Origin of the sequence: Neobacillus sp. WH10, from assembly GCF_030123405.1 — a bacterium.
GTDB lineage: Bacteria > Bacillota > Bacilli > Bacillales > Cytobacillaceae > Neobacillus.
Genome location: NZ_CP126110.1, coordinates 2,968,825 through 2,985,864, shown reverse-complemented (window position 1 = coordinate 2,985,864; position 17,040 = coordinate 2,968,825). Strand labels below are relative to the sequence as shown.

Annotated in this window: 22 protein-coding genes; 14 read left to right on the top strand and 8 right to left on the bottom strand. The window is 36.6% G+C overall.

Annotated elements, in window-relative coordinates; all coding sequences use genetic code 11:
* The first annotated feature begins 108 nt into the window (after positions 1–108).
* The gene (gene lepB, locus QNH20_RS14135) at positions 109–654 is read left to right on the top strand and encodes a signal peptidase I (RefSeq protein WP_283918646.1); all 546 of its coding nucleotides are present in this window, start codon (positions 109–111) and stop codon (positions 652–654) included.
* Between the two features lie 660 nt (positions 655–1,314).
* Here lepB and QNH20_RS14130 read toward each other — a convergent pair.
* Entirely contained in the window at positions 1,315–2,430 is a 1,116-nt protein-coding gene (locus QNH20_RS14130) for an IS110 family RNA-guided transposase (RefSeq protein ID WP_283918645.1), read from the bottom strand.
* A gap of 165 nt (positions 2,431–2,595) precedes the next feature.
* Here QNH20_RS14130 and QNH20_RS14125 point away from each other — a divergent pair, with 165 nt between their 5' ends.
* The 4 genes from QNH20_RS14125 (at position 2,596) to QNH20_RS14110 (ending at position 6,433) form a co-directional block, all read left to right on the top strand.
* Complete coding sequence (locus QNH20_RS14125) at positions 2,596–3,135, top strand: AAA family ATPase (protein WP_283918644.1); 540 nt, start codon at positions 2,596–2,598, stop codon at positions 3,133–3,135.
* A 560-nt stretch (positions 3,136–3,695) separates the two neighbouring features.
* Complete coding sequence (gene ltrA, locus QNH20_RS14120; protein ID WP_283918643.1) at positions 3,696–5,024, top strand: group II intron reverse transcriptase/maturase; 1,329 nt, start codon at positions 3,696–3,698, stop codon at positions 5,022–5,024.
* Between the two features lie 290 nt (positions 5,025–5,314).
* Complete coding sequence (locus QNH20_RS14115; protein ID WP_283918642.1) at positions 5,315–5,746, top strand: hypothetical protein; 432 nt, start codon at positions 5,315–5,317, stop codon at positions 5,744–5,746.
* A 459-nt stretch (positions 5,747–6,205) separates the two neighbouring features.
* On the top strand, positions 6,206–6,433 hold the full coding sequence (locus QNH20_RS14110) for an immunity protein TriTu family protein (protein WP_283918641.1): 228 nt from the start codon (positions 6,206–6,208) through the stop codon (positions 6,431–6,433).
* A 3-nt stretch (positions 6,434–6,436) separates the two neighbouring features.
* Here the strand turns inward: QNH20_RS14110 and QNH20_RS14105 are convergent, their stop codons facing one another.
* On the bottom strand, positions 6,437–6,940 hold the full coding sequence (locus QNH20_RS14105) for a recombinase family protein (protein WP_283918640.1): 504 nt from the start codon (positions 6,938–6,940) through the stop codon (positions 6,437–6,439).
* A 290-nt stretch (positions 6,941–7,230) separates the two neighbouring features.
* Entirely contained in the window at positions 7,231–7,710 is a 480-nt protein-coding gene (locus QNH20_RS14100; protein ID WP_283918639.1) for a staygreen family protein, read from the bottom strand.
* A gap of 136 nt (positions 7,711–7,846) precedes the next feature.
* Here QNH20_RS14100 and uvsE point away from each other — a divergent pair, with 136 nt between their 5' ends.
* A complete protein-coding gene (gene uvsE / locus QNH20_RS14095) occupies positions 7,847–8,800 on the top strand; it encodes a UV DNA damage repair endonuclease UvsE (RefSeq protein ID WP_283918638.1) in 954 nt (317 codons plus the stop codon).
* 118 nt (positions 8,801–8,918) lie between these two features.
* On the opposite strand, the gene QNH20_RS14090 is transcribed toward uvsE, so the two are convergent.
* Entirely contained in the window at positions 8,919–9,344 is a 426-nt protein-coding gene (locus QNH20_RS14090; protein WP_283918637.1) for a pyridoxamine 5'-phosphate oxidase family protein, read from the bottom strand.
* A 114-nt stretch (positions 9,345–9,458) separates the two neighbouring features.
* Between QNH20_RS14090 and QNH20_RS14085 the strand changes: the two genes are divergently transcribed.
* The gene (locus tag QNH20_RS14085; protein WP_283918636.1) at positions 9,459–9,896 is read left to right on the top strand and encodes a ferritin-like domain-containing protein; all 438 of its coding nucleotides are present in this window, start codon (positions 9,459–9,461) and stop codon (positions 9,894–9,896) included.
* Between the two features lie 65 nt (positions 9,897–9,961).
* On the opposite strand, the gene QNH20_RS14080 is transcribed toward QNH20_RS14085, so the two are convergent.
* The gene (locus QNH20_RS14080) at positions 9,962–10,390 is read right to left on the bottom strand and encodes a YugN family protein (RefSeq protein ID WP_283918635.1); all 429 of its coding nucleotides are present in this window, start codon (positions 10,388–10,390) and stop codon (positions 9,962–9,964) included.
* Positions 10,391–10,556: 166 nt separating this feature from the next.
* Between QNH20_RS14080 and QNH20_RS14075 the strand changes: the two genes are divergently transcribed.
* From QNH20_RS14075 to splB, 3 genes are all read left to right on the top strand, one after another.
* Positions 10,557–10,727, top strand: a complete 171-nt coding sequence (locus QNH20_RS14075) for a hypothetical protein (protein ID WP_283918634.1) — start codon at positions 10,557–10,559, stop codon at positions 10,725–10,727.
* 73 nt (positions 10,728–10,800) lie between these two features.
* Positions 10,801–11,046, top strand: coding sequence for a transcriptional regulator SplA domain-containing protein (locus tag QNH20_RS14070; RefSeq protein WP_283918633.1), 246 nt, complete (start codon positions 10,801–10,803; stop codon positions 11,044–11,046).
* A gap of 15 nt (positions 11,047–11,061) precedes the next feature.
* Positions 11,062–12,090 (top strand): spore photoproduct lyase, encoded by a 1,029-nt coding sequence (gene splB, locus QNH20_RS14065; protein ID WP_283918632.1) that lies wholly within the window; start codon positions 11,062–11,064, stop codon positions 12,088–12,090.
* Between the two features lie 79 nt (positions 12,091–12,169).
* Here the strand turns inward: splB and QNH20_RS27080 are convergent, their stop codons facing one another.
* Both QNH20_RS27080 and QNH20_RS14060 read right to left on the bottom strand, forming a co-directional pair.
* Complete coding sequence (locus QNH20_RS27080; protein WP_481857975.1) at positions 12,170–12,502, bottom strand: HXXEE domain-containing protein; 333 nt, start codon at positions 12,500–12,502, stop codon at positions 12,170–12,172.
* Positions 12,409–12,720: an HXXEE domain-containing protein gene (locus tag QNH20_RS14060; protein ID WP_283918631.1), complete on the bottom strand. Its 312-nt coding sequence runs from the start codon at positions 12,718–12,720 to the stop codon at positions 12,409–12,411. The genes QNH20_RS27080 and QNH20_RS14060 overlap by 94 nt, the downstream gene beginning before the upstream one ends.
* Positions 12,721–12,819: 99 nt before the next feature.
* On the opposite strand from QNH20_RS14060, the gene QNH20_RS14055 reads away from it, so the two are divergent.
* The 3 genes from QNH20_RS14055 (at position 12,820) to QNH20_RS14045 (ending at position 13,809) form a co-directional block, all read left to right on the top strand.
* Positions 12,820–13,107, top strand: coding sequence for a transposase (locus QNH20_RS14055; protein ID WP_283918630.1), 288 nt, complete (start codon positions 12,820–12,822; stop codon positions 13,105–13,107).
* A gap of 148 nt (positions 13,108–13,255) precedes the next feature.
* Complete coding sequence (locus QNH20_RS14050; RefSeq protein ID WP_283918629.1) at positions 13,256–13,432, top strand: asparagine synthase; 177 nt, start codon at positions 13,256–13,258, stop codon at positions 13,430–13,432.
* 83 nt (positions 13,433–13,515) lie between these two features.
* Positions 13,516–13,809 carry a DUF378 domain-containing protein gene (locus QNH20_RS14045; RefSeq protein ID WP_283918628.1) on the top strand — a complete coding sequence of 98 codons (294 nt, stop codon included), beginning with the start codon at positions 13,516–13,518 and terminating at the stop codon, positions 13,807–13,809.
* 83 nt (positions 13,810–13,892) lie between these two features.
* Here QNH20_RS14045 and QNH20_RS14040 read toward each other — a convergent pair whose 3' ends face one another.
* On the bottom strand, positions 13,893–14,510 hold the full coding sequence (locus QNH20_RS14040; protein WP_283918627.1) for a TetR/AcrR family transcriptional regulator: 618 nt from the start codon (positions 14,508–14,510) through the stop codon (positions 13,893–13,895).
* Between the two features lie 124 nt (positions 14,511–14,634).
* Here QNH20_RS14040 and QNH20_RS14035 point away from each other — a divergent pair, with 124 nt between their 5' ends.
* The gene (locus QNH20_RS14035) at positions 14,635–16,863 is read left to right on the top strand and encodes an MMPL family transporter (RefSeq protein WP_283918626.1); all 2,229 of its coding nucleotides are present in this window, start codon (positions 14,635–14,637) and stop codon (positions 16,861–16,863) included.
* Positions 16,864–17,040: the final 177 nt, after the last annotated feature.

The window sequence follows — 17,040 nt, the reverse complement described above, 5'->3', positions numbered from 1 at the left end:
TTCTTAATCGACTAACTGGCAGAATAGCTGAAGAAAAATAATAAATATTTAAACGCATATGGTAAAATAAGGGTATAATTTCAGACGAATAATAAGGGAGGTTGAGTGATGACAAAGAAGAAAAATGAAACGTATGAATGGGTTAAATCAATAATGGGTGCACTTGTTTTAGTATTTATTATTCGCTCTTTTTTCTTTACCCCCATTGTTGTTGACGGTGCTTCAATGAACCCCACTCTCCAGGACGAAGACCGTATGATTGTAACAAAAATTGGGGAACCGAAAAGATTTGATATTGTTGTGTTCCACGCCCCAGATGGCAAGGATTACATTAAACGTGTAATCGGGCTCCCAGGTGACAGAATAGAGTATAAAAATGATGTTTTATATATAAACGGGAAGGCATATAACGAAATTTACTTAGAAAAGTATAAGAAAGGAATAAATGAAGGAACATTAACGGACTCTTTCACTTTAAAGGATACCGCAGTAGGTAGTGATACTGTTCCTAAAGGTTGTTTGTTTGTAATGGGAGATAACAGAAGGCATAGTACAGACAGCCGCCATATTGGTGCGATTCCAATGGAAAAGGTAATAGGAACAACAAATGTTGTTTTTTATCCGATAAAAGAAATTAAAATCATAAATAACTAATTTCTGCCTATGCAAAAAGTTGGACTGGTTTCTTCTTCAACCATCGGGTGCGTTGATCCAAGAAGGGTTAACCCCCTTTTTTTGTTGAATTCTTTATTAACCAAACGGGGAAGCATTCCTGTAATAAAACTAAGTTTGTGAAGAAATGTACTGATATGAACGAAACTGTCAATGCTCCCTACCTAATTAGTTTTGGTTTCGGTTTTTGGGCAACTTTAAGAAGAGAAGCGTTTTTTAGCTTCTTTGCCTTATTAGTTGGGGTTCAGCCTTTTTCAAGGCTAGGGAATCTCCTTCTCAGCTTACTGACTGCTCTTCAATCTCCAAAATGGCTGTCAAGTGCTTTCCTTGACAGGCATTTTGGAGATTGAGATACTTTTTAAAGCTGAGAATGAATTAATTTCTCCTTTCATGTTGATATAAAAAGTTAAGCACACGGCACGAAGGCAAAAATCTCAACTGCGGTTAGCACTCTGATATTCGTGGGTTTTCACATTTTATCTTTCCGTATAAAGGAGCTTCCACTAACTTAAAACGTGCGTTAGCCTATTTAGGCATAGCACAAGTACAATTCGTGGTTTCTCCTTTCCGGTTTTTACCTTTGCCTCCGAGCCCTATGCTCCGACTTTTAAAGAAAATTGAACTTCATTTTATTCGTAATTTTTACTTTGCAATAGTGTTATTTTCAATTTCTTGAGTTACTGCCCAGATAAATCCTGCTAATTCTCTTGCAACGGCTGTTAGTGCCTTCCCAAATGACTTTCCACGTGATAGTAAACGAAAATACTTTTTATGAAGGCGATTTTGAGCTTTCCATGAGATCATTTGAACATTGGGCAACTGTCCTTCTAGTCTTTTCTTTAAATCCCCCTTTATGGCAGGCGGAAATCGATAGCTCCAGGCTGCTTCTACAAGCAAACGACGAACATGACGGTTGCCTGTTTTTGTAATTTTACCTTGTCTTCTGATTTCACCACTTGAGCTTTCGCTTGGGATTAACCCAACGTAAGACATTAATTTTTTGGGAGAATCAAATCTCTTAAATGATCCAATCTCAGCCACAAGGCTGGTAGCTGTTATAGTAGCTATTCCCCTTAATGATTGGAGTGCTTGTATCATTGGTGCATGGTATCCTTCTATTGATTGGAATTTAATCTCTTCTTCCAATCGTTTTACCCTTTGTTCAACTTCTTGTAGATGGTGCAGATACTCTTGAAAAACTACTTTAGAAGTGGAACGCTCAAACTTTAGAGTATTTAACCATTCACGATATCTGCGAGTCCACTTTTTTCCTTTGAAAGGAGGGTGAATATCATTTCGTAAAAGGAATTTCGATAATCGATGTTTGGCTCTTAATTCATCTTCTTTGGCATCTTCTCGAGCCCGAACTAAATCCCGAAGGGCTTCGTCATCTTCTGTTGGCACATAAACAGAGGTTAATTTACCAGCACGAAATAATTTTGCTAGTTTAATCGAATCTCTACGGTCAGTTTTAATGCGTTCACCTGGTTTCTTGGGGATTAAAGATGGTGCGATCACTTCACACTCAATTCCTAGGCTAAGAAAAACACGATATAAACCATAGCCAGTTGGACCAGCTTCATAGCACACTCGAAGATTCTCTTTTTCTCCAAGCTTTTTTACTAACTTTCTAATGGATTCCGCAGTGTTAGGAATCATTCCCCAATATCTTGGCTCATCACGACCTTCATCTGCAATGGCAACGGCAATTTTTTCTTTTGAAACGTCTAAACCTACATATTTTATGGTATCCTTCATAATAACTAGCTCCTTCCGTAATGTAGCTCTGATTTGGTTTGTCTTTTCCAGTAAACAGTGTAACCAAATTAACCTACGGTGTTACGAGTAAGGAGCTAGTTTCGTTCATGATAACTTAAAGTAACTGGCAGGTTAGTTAAAGAAGGTAATAGGAGGAAATAAACTATGACTCTTGAAAAGGGGATATATATTATAACTGGGATAATGGCTTCTGGGAAATCCACAATTGCCCAAATGTTAGCAGAGCAATTTGAGAAAGGGGTTCATGTGCGTGGAGATATTTTTCGAAAAATGATAGTAAAAGGAAATATTGATATGACTCCAAGTTATTCTCAAAGTGCAGTGGAGCAATTGATACTCCGATATAAAATGGCAGTAAAAGTGGCGGAAATGTATTACAATGCAGGATTTTCTGTAGTAATACAAGATACCTATTTAGGAAAAGAGGTAACGTCTTTTCTAAATGAATTTGAATCTAAGCCAGTTTACTTTATTACACTAAACCCAAATGTTGATACAATAGTTGAAAGGGAGAAAAAACGAAAAAAGTCAGGGTATACTACTTGGCAAGTTGAACCTCTTAATAACGTGCTAATCAATGAAAATCCAAAAACAGGACTTTGGATTGATTCTTCGTATTTGACTCCTGAAGAAACGTTATCTGAGATTACCAAACGTTTAAAAACTGAGGCTCGTATTAAATAAATGTTAATTTTATGATTATTAATAAATATGCTATTCAGCTAACGGGTGCGTGTGCGGCCGAGCCTAGGTCGTATCATATAGCGGGTGGGATTCCCGTCGAGTAAGAACTAGCCATTCGCTCGTAGCGAGTCTTGGAGGGCTAAAGGTAACTTTAGTCTTTAAGCGTAGACAGTTAGGTAGCGGGCCGAAAGCCGAATGGTTGAAGGGATTGAGCTCCATAATGTTAGTAATTCGAGAGGGCTGATGCCTTACGCACAGCAGAAAGCAACATTTTTTCTTTCGTTAAAGGCAAGAATGATAAAACCTCTCTGGAGTCAGAGACCTTGGCACGTTATACATTGATATGATACGGCAACTCGGGAGACCCTACCGGTCTTTTCTTTTTTTAGAAGAGTATGGTCTACAAGCGATAACAAGCAAGGAAACCAAATGCCGATGTAGGGAGTCGGATAGCAGCGTAGTACCAATGAAGTTGGGTAATGCCGATGGAGGAAAGGCTAGCTACCAGTTATCACCCTTACTAGGGACACATTTACTACACACAGAGGTAGGTATAATAAATGGAAACAAAACTACTAAGGATAGCAGAATTAGCAAAATCAGATCCTAAAATGAAATTTACTTCTCTTGCACATTTATTAAATAAGCAAACATTAGTTCAATGCCATTTTGAGCTACCCAATAAGAAGGCTACTGGGATTAACGGAACAACTAAAGAGCAATACGGTGAAAATTTAGAAGAAAACATAGAGGATTTAGTTAGTAGTCTTAAAAGCAAAAGCTATCGACCTGTTCCAGTAAGGAGAATGTATATTCCAAAGCTCAACTCAAACAAGAAAAGACCGTTGGGAATACCGGAACATGAAGATAAGATTGTACAAAAGTGCATTACGAAAATACTAAATTCTATCTATGAAAATGACTTTCTTGACTGTTCCTTTGGATTCCGACCAAATCGTAATTGCCACGATGCTTTGAAAATACTGAACTTCTATATTGAAAAAAGGTCAGTAAATTATGTAGTAGATGTAGATATTAAAGGATTCTTTGACAACGTTGACCACACATGGATGATGGAGTTCCTAAAACCGCGAATCGCTGACCCTAACCTACTAAGAACAATTGGTAGGTTTCTTAAAGGTGGATACATGGAGGAAGGCAAGAAATATAAGACAGACAATGGCACACCGCAAGGTGGAGTAATATCTCCGATATTAGCCAATGTATATCTCCATTATGTACTCGACCTATGGTTTGAGAAAAGGGTTAGGAAACAGTGCAATGGACAAGCATACATAGTGAGATATGCAGATGATTTTGTTTGTTGTTTTCAATATAAAAGTGAAGCGGAGCAATTCTTCCATTCATTAAAGTTAAGATTAAAGAAATTTAATTTAGAAATAGCTGAGGATAAAACTAAAATCATTCCCTTCGGGAAGTTTGCGGAGAAAAATGCAAATCAACAGGGAAGAAGTAAACCAGCAACCTTTGATTTCCTTGGTTTTACACACTACTGTGGGAAAAGTAAACAAGGAAACTTTCGAGTGAAACGGAAATCAAGCAGGAAGAAAGTCAAAGGAAAACTAAAAGAAACGAAAGAATGGTTGAGGAATAATAGAAATAAGGATATTCATATGATTATGGATAGATTTAAACGTTCATTAATAGGGTATTACAACTATTATTGCATCACTGATAATACCCCAAATGTTAACAACTTCAAAGACAAAATTGAAAACCTTCTGTTTAAATGGCTCAATAGAAGAAGTCAAAGAAAATCCTTCACATGGGATAAATTCAAACTATTTCTTAATAAATATCCGCTACCTTTACCAAGGATTAAAGTGAGCATATATGATTTAAGAAAAGAGATTAGCTATATTCTGTAAAAGATGACTAGGAGGAGCCGTGTGCATTAATAGTGCAAGCACGGTTCTGAGAGGGGGGGGGAGTCTAATTTACCGCAAGGTAGAAAGGCTCCCTTCTACTCGACTGATCCAAGAGGATTAACGCCTTTTTTGTTAAATTCTTATTGAGTTAGCGGGGCAGGTTTTTTTAATAACAGTTGAAAATAAATTAGAAATAAATTACAATGGTTACATGCATAGAATTTCTATATATATAATTAACCAAGGTAATAGTAAACCAATAAAATTTTTATTAAAAGGGGGATGGCATTGTGAAGAAAAAAATCTTGTTACCAATTACAATTTTATTAATTATTCTTTTATCGGCTTGTACAAATTATTCCAGTTCTCCAATTACACCAAATGATAATAGTATGGTTATCAATATAAAAAACAATGCTAATTTTGATTTTTATGAAGTTCAAGCACATCTAGTGAACCATTCACCAGCGGTTGTGAATGCAGATGGCTCTAAAATCGAAAAAGGCGAATTAATTAGTTTTGAATTACTCGAAGAAGACATTGCCTTAGATGGAAAAGTTGAAATGAAGATTGAAATCTTGGACAGTAATTCTAAAGAAAAAAGTAAAGATGCTGTGGCGATTAACAAAAAGGTGACACTCGAATTAGACAATAATAAAGAAGTGTTCTTTGAAATTACTGGCAATTCGATAAAAGAATCTGATTTAAAGCGAGTAAAATGATATTGTGAACAAATGAACTTAAACTCCCATGAAAATAAAAACTGAAAGAACGCATAGAAAAATAGACACAGCAAAATCGTTTTAAAAAAAAGGCTGAGCCTCTTGTAATCTGTTTAGATTGGTCTGATAAATCGAATGTAAGTTAGTGTCCTTCCATTTAAGATAATATAAGGTGAAGCTGGCGTAACAACCAGAATAAGGATTAATCTCCCATGAGTGCTACCCATAATGGGTAAACGACAGTCGGTGGTACACCGTGGTTGTTGGAGTCAGACTAACGGATGGGCTCAAAGGCACCATAGTTCAAAGACCTTCTTCGCCAGCATTAAAACAGTATGGACTGCCTGGACCATTTTCATTCTCTGTGGTGAAGCGCTGGTTTTGCGCTTCATGGGTGGCTAACGGGTGCTTTTATGATATTGGTGTGACTGCTTCACAATTTAAAAGGGTTGATTATTAGTGGAAGAATTATTTTATTCTTGGTTTAAAGAACATAGAGAAGAACTACTGAAAAAAGGAATTGTAACAGACCTCATTTTAGAACCCACTACGACAGATAATCCAGCGATTTTTGCCGACCACTTATCTTCCACAAAAATGGGAAGAGTGACTGTTTGGAATTCAGGTTCAATTGAAATAGAAATTCTTGACCAAATTTCTGGAGGACGGTATTTTATAACCATTTAGATATTAAGGAAAATTTACGGTTTTATCTGATGTATTTCGTAATTCAATGGCGTGATTCATTCCCGGATGCTTATCTGTATATTTTTTTACCCTTCCTCGATATTTACCTTTTTGCTTAGCTAATTTAATCCCTGAACGCTGCTTTTCCTTAATCATTTCTCGGTCAAGCTCACAAAATTCTGCCATTAAAGTCAAAAAGAATTTACCGGTGGGTGTCCTCGTGTCAATTCCTAAGTTTAGGATAACAAAATGAATATTCTTTTCACGAAGTTGTTCAACTAGCTGTAACAACTGTACAGTATTTCGGCCGAGACGATCCATTCTAGTCACAACTAAGGTATCATTGGCAGCTATTTTGGAAAGAAGTTCATCCAATTGTTGCTTGCGTTTAGAAACACCACTGATTTTCTCCTTTACAATTTCATCTACTCCAAATTTTGTAAGTTGTTCAATTTGGGTATCAAGGTTTTGGTCTTGTGTACTTACCCTAGCATATCCGTAGATCATTTTCCGTCCTCTTTTAATATGTATTTTTGATAGGTGTTATTGAGAGTTTACCAAGCTAATAATATCAAGGAGGCAAAAACTTATCAATAGGGTGTTCCTTATTGATAATAATAGACTGATCGGTTTTTACCCTTCAGTCTATAAAGGTGTCCCACCAACAAAACGCTTTGTTGGTAGAAACCCCATAAATAATTATTTACTCTAGAAAAGCGTCATATAATGGAATATGACATGGATATCATTTTTGTCATGAACGGTGGTTTACAGTCGGAGTTTGGGTGAACGAATCACTAAGGAACATCCGGAAAAAATATGGAATCTAAATATTGACGAGGGGTACCATAATAAAGTAATTGATTATATTGTGGATAGATGGATTCGAATTGGATAAAGATAGAGGAATCCAGCAACTGAGGAAAGCAACTGAAAAATTTGCGATCGCCATAAAAGATGGCTGTTAAGGCAAGTTTGGCTTCACGTTCGAAAATCAAGAAGCGTTTTTTAGAGGAATGTTCATCAAATTCCCCTCCACTTACGTGGACTTTACCCCAAAAATTAAACTGACCATTTTTTTGGATCCATTCTGCTAAAACTTCATCTCGAATTTTGAAGTTAATGGCAGTAAGGTTATATTGATGGCCAATACTCAAAAATAATTCCCCGGTAGCATCAGAATGTGTCAAGGTATATTTTCGACCCTTGACAGGCACACATTCCGTGGTAGATGGCAAAAATTTAGTACTTAATTTGGATGCGTTAAATTTGCTCATAATCACAACTTCTTTCATTAAGAAAATAAACATATGGAAGCATATGTTAAAGAAGTTAATTAGTTCTCTTAGGACGCAATATATTGGGAAAACAATCGTTGAAGTTCTTACTGTATTAAATGAAGGAGAAAAATAGATGAAGATCCGTTTTGGATATGTAGCCAATGCATTGGGTTTATGGGATGCAAGCCCTTCTAAAACCTTGACCTTTGCTCGCTATTCAGCTCTTTCAAAAAGCGAACAAATGGACAAACTCAAATCTGTAACAGCACAAAATTTACAGCATACGAAAAGAATTTTGTATTATAATATCGCCCACGAAATCGGCTTGTATCGGTTTTCGAGCTCACTTGTTCCTTTGGCAACCCATCCGGAAGTAATGTGGGATTTCGTTACTCCGTTCAGAGCCGAGTGGGAAGAACTAGGGCACATAATCCAACAATTTAAGCTTCGACCAAGCTTTCACCCAAATCAATTTACACTTTTTACAAGTCATCGGGAGGAAGTGACAATGAATGCAGTGAAGGATATGGAATACCATTTTAAAATGCTCGATGCGATGAATGCACTAGAAAGGGGTATTATCAATATTCATATTGGTGGAGCTTATGGTGATAAAAATACCTCTTTAGGGCGTTTCCATCAGAATTTAAAAAAACTTCCCAATACTATTAAAAAGCATATGACACTTGAAAATGATGATAAAACCTATGACGTAGAGGAAACACTGATTACTTGTGAGAAAGAAAAGATTCCGATGGTTCTTGACTATCATCACTATATGGCAAATAAAGGAGAGGTTGACCTCCCACAATATTTACCACGCATATTTAATACCTGGAATAGTTTTGATACAGTGCCAAAAGTCCATATTTCGTCACCAAAATCAGAGCAATCCTATCGTTCACATGCTGATTTTGTCTCTTTAGATTTTATCCTTCCTTTCTTAAAAATGGCAAAGGTGCTGGATCGAGACTTTGACATTATGATTGAGGCTAAGCAGAAGAACCTTGCTATGTTAAAACTCATAGAAGAAATCGCTTCAATTCGGGGAGTCAAACGTATTTCAAGTGGAATGGTGGAATGGTGAATGGGAATACCAACTACTTAGGAAAGAAGTAAAAAATTGACCATTAACGCATAGATGGCCCTTCCTTTCATTTAAAATGGTTAGAAAGAGCCAATAAGTAACTTTATTATACCAATTATTATTTTAACGAGAATTCTTGTGGAGGTTCACCGTTTAGATTTAAGATACGGACCGTTTCAGGCTGTATTTCAAGAAATACGTAGTTTGGATCGTTTGGACCATCAAACCATTTATTAAACGATTCCTCCCAGAATTTCTCTTTCAAAGATTGTGTATTATTAATAGAGGAAGTGCCTAAAATTTCAACAAGGGCATCGTGTTGTCCTTTATCTTCATATCCAAGCAATACCGAAACATATGGATTATTTTTTATTTCGTCAATCTTTTCCGTGTTCTTTTTCGTTGGTGTATATAATGTAATGTCCTCATTGTAAAATGTCATATACCGTGAATGAGGTTTATTATTTTCAACTGATGCCAGGGTGCCTGTCCTATGATTAGAGATAATGTTAACAACCTTTTCTTTTAAATCTTGATTGATCATTGATTTTCCTCCCATGAATTAGATTCTTTTTAATTTTCACTAAAACATGACAAATAAACTGTAAAAAATTCACTATCTTTTTAAAAATATTAAATAATTGAGGAGTGATTTATATTGGCAGGTAATGATGTGGTGAAAACATTAAATCAATTTTTAAAGGGGCAATATATGGGAATCCATGCGTATGAACACCATATACAAAAGTTAACCGACCCAGAGATAAGAAGGGAATATCAAAGGATTCAACAAGAGCATAAAAACCACGCTTTAAAAGTTGCGGAAAGGATTCAAAACCTAGGAGGAAAGCCAGTTGATGATGAAGGATTAATTGGATCAGTCCAAGGTTTCTTTAGTCAATTTATGATTCCGGAAACCTCTGTTGGAATGATTGAGAGTGCGTTAAGGGGTGAGAGTTATTATGGAATTCGAGAGTCAGAAGATATCGTAAGAGGGGATTTAGATCTTGAAAGTCGGAAATTAATCGAATCGATATTAGATAAAGATAGAGAGCATGTACGTTATTTACAACAGTTACTTCACGAGATGAATTGAAATCATAAAGAAAAAGCACCTAAAAATCCGTAGGTGCTTTTCCTTTGTTGTTCCATTATGTATCATTAGGAAACTAAGAATCCATTGATTGAACTATAAACTTGCTGGATTGCTTCTTCACCGGCTTTGGTCCATCTGCTTTTATCATAGATATAATCGTCATTATCCAATGGTGTTTGAAATTGATCAAGCCCTGTCGTACCGGTTATGAATGAGTTTTCATCATGATCTAGTCCAATATTAACAACATGCTTAATAACAAAAGGAGTTCCAAACTCAACCAATGCACTGGTATGATCTAAAGCCCCATCCAAAACATAAATGGGGACTCTCAGGTAAATAGACTCTCCCCCATCACGCCATAACAATGCATCAAATTTTCCTTGGTCATAATCAAAATTACTGCAAAAACTACATCCATGAGAATGAAAGATATCTCGAACTGCCCCAAAATACGCTCTTTTTCCTTCAATTTCTGTTTGTAATTGAATCATCTTTACTTCACTCCTGTATAAAAGGTCAGATACTATTCTTTACCAAAAGAAGAATAAAATACCCAGCTTTCAATGAGAAATTGGAAAATGTTATTTTTCACTCTTTTTAATGCTTCGAATAACTTCAGGGATGTAACAAATCCTAATGAGCAAGGAGGTGCTTATATTGTCAAACCAGCAACGTACAAATGGCGAGAAACAAAGAGGGCAATCCGGTAATCAACCAGGTTCAGGATCGAAGTACCATGAGGATCATGCGGGGAAGGTTACCGGTTACGGACAACCTGATACAAACACCGAAAGGCTTACAAATATAGAGGATAAGCCTTCAATATAATTTATTATTTCGCGCCCTTCGCGGCGTTTTTTTCCGTTATAAAAAATATGACATTTAAAGGATGGTGAAAGGAATGGAAGTAAATTTTGACTATACCTCCTATAATCCGGGAGATGTTGTCTACGTCTTTTATCGAAATCCTCATACACAGGACGTTGCAAATGTTCAAGAAGCGGCAGTTGTGAATAATCCGGAGAATCCTGGTGAATTGGCAATATTTCTGTATGAAACCTATTATCCTCTAACAAATGAAATGGCTGTTTACGCAAGTGAGGCTGATGCGTTGCAGGCCTATGAACAGTATTTTGGATATGAATAGAATGGAGATTATCACATGAATAAACCATTTACTCCACAACTGGTTTACTTTGAACCAGCTGCATTGGAATATCCACTTGGTAAGAAATTGAAGGACAAATTTGAAAAAATGGATGTAGAAATACGCTACACCACTTCACATAACCAAGTCAGAAACCTACCGGGTGATACTGATTTTAAAAGGTATAGGATTGCAAAATCTACATTAGTGGTTGGGGTAAGAAAAACACTTAAGTTTGATACATCTAAGCCTTCAGCAGAGTTTGCAATTCCTTTTGCAACAGGATGTATGGGTCATTGCCATTATTGTTATTTGCAAACGACAATGGGGTCAAAGCCTTACATTCGTACATATGTAAATGTGGAAGATATTTTAGATGCTGCTGATCGGTATATGGAAGAACGAGCACCGGAAATCACACGATTTGAAGCATCTTGTACATCTGACATTGTTGGACTCGATCATCTTACACATACGTTAAAGCGAGCTATTGAGCATTTTGGGAAATCAGAGTATGGCAAGCTGCGTTTTGTGACAAAGTTTCATTATGTTGATCATTTACTGGATGCTAAACATAATGGAAAAACAAGATTTCGTTTTAGTGTAAATGCAGATTATGTGATAAAAAATTTCGAGCCTGGAACCTCTTCATTAGCGCAACGGATTGAAGCAGCAGGAAAAGTCGCAAGAGCTGGCTACCCATTAGGGTTCATCGTGGCACCTATCTATCTTCATGAGGGGTGGGAGGAGGGGTACCATCATTTGTTTGAGCGTCTCGATGCAGAGTTACCGAAAGATGCAAGAGACGATATCACATTTGAATTTATTCAACATAGGTTTACCAAACCAGCAAAAAAAGTGATTGAAAAGAACTACCCATTGACTAAATTAGAACTGGATGAGACAGCAAGAAGATATAAATGGGGAAAATACGGCATAGGCAAATATATTTATCAAAAGAAGGAAGAAGAGGATATAAAAAGTCACCTTTATTCCTATATGGAAAAGTTTTTTCCAAATGCTAAATTGGAATACTTCACCTAATATTAATTTATGTTAAGACAAGTATTTCCCAAATATTGGCGGTACCCCCTAAGATTTTGATATTTATTGGATAAATTGATTATCGTATTAATTTTCGTCCTAAAAGATTTCCTATAAGAAAAATTGGTACCATTAAAATGCTTAGGGGAATACTTTTGAATAGTAAATGACTGTCTATAAAGCCTAATTCAAACAAGCGGTAATAGGTAAGAAGAGAATAGGGAATTACAATGAATAACGCTGTTATGATACCAGGCGTATAACTGCGAAAAATGATTGTTTGACCAATATGCGTAAATGACTGTATAAAAAATACATTTAATATATAGCAGTAAATAGAAGAAAGTTTGCTCCGATTGGCAGCAGGCAGACGGTCATAAATGTGATAAATGATATAAAGAGAAAAATCCATGCAATACTAATAGAAAGTTGGACGGATTTCGCACCCAACTTTTTTTTGATGGTTAACGTAAGTTTGACAAGGAAAGCTTCCCGAACCTTATTTTTGTACTTTGTCATAAAACTCTCAACAGTTATGATCTCCTCTAAGCCATGAAACATAAAAGTGACAGGGAACAACCAAATAATTGTTTCAATATTAAAAAGTTTATGCATTGTCTCTAGCATCATTAGCCTCCTCATGGGGATACCTAAGCATGTCTAATTAATATATTTTTATGCCATGGAACGAATTTAAGAATTAGGATACTGACTATATGAGGTGATTTTATGAAGATTTTCTTAGTTCTAACTAGCATTGTTCTTCCTGTAATTATGTTCTTTTTACAGAAACTCCGAATAAAATTCAGTATTATTTTTAATCTAGGTGCCGTTGTATCAGCAATTATATTTGGAGAGATTGCTTCTGTGTCGGTTTATGAAATTATTAAAGATAATACTGTGTTTATGACAAATATCCATTCCATTTTCCTAAATCCATTTTTCTTATTAACCGGTGGTTATTTAGGTATTTATATCATTTATCGATTGATAATAATAACCATAGATGAGGCATGAATGTGCTCCTAATTTCATTTAGAAAATTAATGATCTTGTTCGAAAAACACTTTGAATTTTTTAACACACTTCCATCGCTTTGTATTAAGTGGGCTTTTGTTACAAAAGATAAAATTGAGTCTTAGCTACTTACGGGAGGAGTGTTTTTATGGTTAATGTACGAGAGGGATTAATCCCAACAGTACTTGGAACAGCTGTAACAACCACAGGAGTGGCATTACGGAGCAATAGAAACATGAAACCGTTGATCACGGGTTCGATTATTGGTTTCGGTTTAGCCCATGTTGTATTAGGGGCAATCGATTTAGTCGAGCACCGACGCTAAAGATTCGTAAGGGAAGGGCGATTGTCCTTCCCTTAAAACCTTTATTTAGAATTCACATAGAAAGTAAAGGAGGTGTCTTATCGATGGGAATCATTCAACGAATCGCCTTAGTTCTAACTATAATTGGGGCTATTAACTGGGGTCTTATTGGATTTTTTAGATTTGATTTAGTTGGAGCAATATTTGGTGGACAAAGCGCCTTTTTGTCAAGAGTAATTTTTGGCCTTGTTGGTATTAGTGGACTGGCTTGTATATCACTTTTGTTTGCACCAATGAGAGAAACTGTGCAGAACGTAAATCGACAAAGTCCAAGAAACCTTAATTATTCCACTGAATTTAGTGAGGAAAATGATTTATCAAAATTAAAGGACGATTAGGGTCTAATCATTCAAAACTGCATCACCCTTAAAAATGTTCAAGAGCCATGCATTTGCATGGCTTAATGTTTGATTAAATAAAATTAATTTCCTAGTCCATTCCAATAAAAATCAACAATTTGTTCTGTCATTTCATCTATTGATGGAAAGATAGGTTTTTGGCCAGCATCCCTATAATTTCCTATTGTTAGCAAAGATACAAAAGCATGAGCACCTAATTGCGGATGTCCTTGCGGAACTTCACCTTTTTCCATCGCAGCTGTTAATGCGAGCTCTAGTACTTCATACATTTTATCTTCTGCCTCTTTCATCTGCTGTAATTGCTCATTCGAAAGGGAAGTTTTTGCTTCTTTCATAAATCCGTTTATATCAATATCGACAGTTGCTTCTAAATGCGCCTTGGCAAATTCAAGTAATCGGTCTTTCAGTGGTTTGTCTGTAGAAAGAATGTCAAAAATTCGCTTCTTAATTCGAAGCATCATTTGGACCATTGCATCCGTAAAAAGGTCTGCTTTCGTTTTGTAATAATAATATACGGTTGCCTTTGTTACACCACATTCTTTTGCAACATCGTCCATGGAAACTACTTGATAGCCTTTATCCAGAAACAGTTGAGTAGCTACGTCTAAAATTACAGTTTTTGTAGGCTTATTCTGATGATCTTGACGTGGTCTCCCAAGTGGTCGAATTTCCCGTTGCATGTCATTCTCTCCTAACTACCTAATATCAAAAAATATTATAACATATTTTAAAATTGCACTTGAGTAATTAACCTACCAGTATATATAATTAATTATAATTAAATAAAGCTAAAGGTGGGTTGATATGAAAAAAGGTCCTTTACATTCATGGGGATCAATTGTTGGAGGTCCAAAGACTCGCTGGATTACTCTTGCCATATGGGTCCTTCTAACGGTGGTGTTATCTTTCACCTGGCCAGCCATTAACACAGTCGAGGATGATTCGGCAGCAGATATTCCCGATTTAGCAATGTCACAGCAAGCTGAGAAACTAATCAAAAAGGAATTTCCAAACGATGCCGGCAACCCCGTCCTGATAGTATGGCACAATGATAACAAGCTAAATCATCAGGATTTTACAGCAATCCAAGGTGTCTATATGCATCTAAAAGAAAAGCCGTTATCAAAACAATCGACTTTACCACCTTTTGATACGATTCCCCAACAGGCACTTACGCAAAGCGTGTCAAAGGATGGTACCACACTGATCACTCCAGTATTTTTCGATAAAAATGCCGGAATAGAAATTCTCCAAAACAATATGGATGAACTAAAAAAAGTCGTTAATAGCACGATGGAAGAAGATCCATTTAATCGTAAAGTATCAGATTCCGGTTTACATGTTCGTTTATCTGGACCTGTAGGGATTCAAACAGACGCTGTTAGATTATTCAGTCAAGCAGATGTTAAATTATTGGTTGCAACTGTACTTCTGGTTTTAGTCCTATTAATTCTTCTTTATCGATCACCCCTAATGGCAATTTTACCTTTGATTGTCGTGGGATTTGCTTACGGGATTATCAGTCCAACTCTTGGCTTTTTGGCTGATCATGGGTGGATTATAGCGGATGCCCAAGGTGTTTCCATTATGACCGTCTTATTATTCGGGGCGGGAACGGATTACTGTTTATTCCTCATCTCTCGATATCGCGAATTTTTGCTTCATGAGGAAAATAAGTTTAAGTCCTTACAACTGGCGATTAAAGAATCAGGTGGGGCCATTTCAATGAGTGCTCTTACTGTCGTGATAGGGTTAGGAACATTATTGCTTGCTCATTTCGGTTCTTTTCACCGGTTTGCTGTTCCATTTAGTCTAGCGGTTCTCCTGATGGGGATTGCAGCCCTAACACTTCTTCCAGCTTTGCTTGCTATTTTTGGAAGAGTGGCATTTTTCCCGTTTATTCCAAGAACGGAGGAAATGACAGAAGAGCTAGCAAAAAAGAAAGGGAAATCGATAAAACTAAGAATATCGCAAGGATTCTTTAGTAAGAAGCTTGGCCGACTAGTGACCAGACGACCGTGGACTGTTATTATTACAACACTTATACTACTGGGAGGATTGGCTTCCGTTGTCCCACGTATTCAATATACGTACGATTTATTGGAGTCTTTTCCTAAAGATATGCCTTCACGGGAAGGATTTGATTTAATCTCTGATCATTTTTCTCCCGGTGAATTGGCACCCGTACAAATTGTTGTTGATACAACGGGAAAAGACATACCTTTAAAAGAGAAATTGGAACAACTTTCTTTTGTAGCGGATGTAACCAAGCCGATGGAAGGAAAATATAATCATCAATTACAAATGTACGAAGTGTCTTTGGCCGAGAATCCGTTTTCCAGTGAAGCGCTGAGCCGGATTCCGGAGCTAAGAAGTAATCTAAAGAAAATGCTAGCAAACGCAGATATCCATGATACCGAAAATCATTTTTGGATTGGCGGTGAGACTGTTGCATTATATGATACAAAAATTACCACAGAACGGGATGAATCTGTTATTATCCCTGTTATGATTTGTATTATCTCTTTATTGTTACTGTTATACTTACGCTCAATCATTGCCATGATTTATTTGATTTTAACTGTGGTTTTATCCTTCTTTTCTGCACTGGGTGCGGGCTGGCTAATCCTTCACTTTGGTTTGGGAGCATCTGCTATTTCAGGAGCAATTCCCTTATATGCCTTTGTATTCCTTGTTGCATTGGGTGAAGATTACAATATTTTTATGGTGTCGGAAATATGGAAGAATAAACGGACCAAAAATCATCTTGATTCTGTCGCGGGCGGAGTGGTCCAAACAGGAAGTGTTATTACATCGGCAGGTCTAATCTTAGCAGGAACATTTGCTGTGTTAGCCACTTTACCAATTCAAGTTCTAGTGCAATTTGGTATTGTTACAGCAGTGGGAGTGCTATTAGATACATTTATTGTTCGTCCACTTCTTGTGCCCGCAATTACTGCCGTTCTTGGGCGATTCGCTTTCTGGCCAGGTGAACTTTGGAAGAAGAAAACATTGAAACAAATGTCTAAGTAATCAATTTACCCAGAATAAACAGGTAACAGTCTTTTGGGTAAGGTCACATAACCATCGAAATGGCAGCGGACGAAATATTGGGTCGAGGTTTTTTTACGCCTCCGCCCATTTCATATCTTTTACCGAATTACTAAGTTTCGTGTAAATCTCCCACGAATCTTCTTCCCACCATCTTGA

Coding starts and splice junctions, on each gene's coding strand:
- QNH20_RS14070 (WP_283918633.1), top strand. CDS start 10,801: ATGGAAGTAAATTTTGACTATACCTCCTATAATCCGGGAGATGTTGTC.
- QNH20_RS14090 (WP_283918637.1), bottom strand. CDS start 9,344: ATGATCAATCAAGATTTAAAAGAAAAGGTTGTTAACATTATCTCTAAT.
- QNH20_RS14045 (WP_283918628.1), top strand. CDS start 13,516: ATGGGAATCATTCAACGAATCGCCTTAGTTCTAACTATAATTGGGGCT.
- QNH20_RS14040 (WP_283918627.1), bottom strand. CDS start 14,510: ATGCAACGGGAAATTCGACCACTTGGGAGACCACGTCAAGATCATCAG.
- QNH20_RS14060 (WP_283918631.1), bottom strand. CDS start 12,720: ATGATGCTAGAGACAATGCATAAACTTTTTAATATTGAAACAATTATT.
- QNH20_RS14100 (WP_283918639.1), bottom strand. CDS start 7,710: ATGAGCAAATTTAACGCATCCAAATTAAGTACTAAATTTTTGCCATCT.
- QNH20_RS14055 (WP_283918630.1), top strand. CDS start 12,820: ATGAAGATTTTCTTAGTTCTAACTAGCATTGTTCTTCCTGTAATTATG.
- QNH20_RS27080 (WP_481857975.1), bottom strand. CDS start 12,502: ATGGATTTTTCTCTTTATATCATTTATCACATTTATGACCGTCTGCCT.
- QNH20_RS14105 (WP_283918640.1), bottom strand. CDS start 6,940: ATGATCTACGGATATGCTAGGGTAAGTACACAAGACCAAAACCTTGAT.
- splB (WP_283918632.1), top strand. CDS start 11,062: ATGAATAAACCATTTACTCCACAACTGGTTTACTTTGAACCAGCTGCA.
- QNH20_RS14080 (WP_283918635.1), bottom strand. CDS start 10,390: ATGATTCAATTACAAACAGAAATTGAAGGAAAAAGAGCGTATTTTGGG.
- lepB (WP_283918646.1), top strand. CDS start 109: ATGACAAAGAAGAAAAATGAAACGTATGAATGGGTTAAATCAATAATG.
- QNH20_RS14050 (WP_283918629.1), top strand. CDS start 13,256: ATGGTTAATGTACGAGAGGGATTAATCCCAACAGTACTTGGAACAGCT.
- ltrA (WP_283918643.1), top strand. CDS start 3,696: ATGGAAACAAAACTACTAAGGATAGCAGAATTAGCAAAATCAGATCCT.
- QNH20_RS14130 (WP_283918645.1), bottom strand. CDS start 2,430: ATGAAGGATACCATAAAATATGTAGGTTTAGACGTTTCAAAAGAAAAA.
- QNH20_RS14125 (WP_283918644.1), top strand. CDS start 2,596: ATGACTCTTGAAAAGGGGATATATATTATAACTGGGATAATGGCTTCT.
- QNH20_RS14035 (WP_283918626.1), top strand. CDS start 14,635: ATGAAAAAAGGTCCTTTACATTCATGGGGATCAATTGTTGGAGGTCCA.
- uvsE (WP_283918638.1), top strand. CDS start 7,847: ATGAAGATCCGTTTTGGATATGTAGCCAATGCATTGGGTTTATGGGAT.